The sequence below is a fragment of the Belnapia sp. AC561 genome (genome assembly GCF_979252845.1).
Genome location: NZ_CEEDBP010000158.1, coordinates 1 through 292, shown reverse-complemented (window position 1 = coordinate 292; position 292 = coordinate 1). Strand labels below are relative to the sequence as shown.

Below are 292 nucleotides of genomic sequence, written 5' to 3'. Positions count from 1 at the left end.
CGGTTGATCTGCTTGCCGTACTTTTATATTTTCTTTCTGTAAAGCCACCAACAATTGCAAATCTTCACTGTTTCCCCAACCAAATAGCCAGGCTAATGGTTTATCCAGATTCGAAGAAGTGATTTTGCGCTCCTCGATGTTGTCATATTTTCCTTTTATACTTTCTTTTGATGCATAAGCTTTTAAGCCATAAACATACGGCAGGGCCCAGGCAGTAATATCATAAGTGTTCGAATCGGTTACCAAAGTTTGTGGCTCGAGTAAAACATTAGCAAGCACGGCCCTCGGCTGC

Annotated in this window: 1 protein-coding gene; it reads right to left on the bottom strand. The window is 41.8% G+C overall.

Going from position 1 to position 292, the window contains the following annotated elements:
- Positions 1-292, bottom strand: a 292-nt coding sequence (locus AC0IW9_RS30560) for a hypothetical protein (protein ID WP_471652068.1), incomplete at both ends; no start/stop codon positions are given.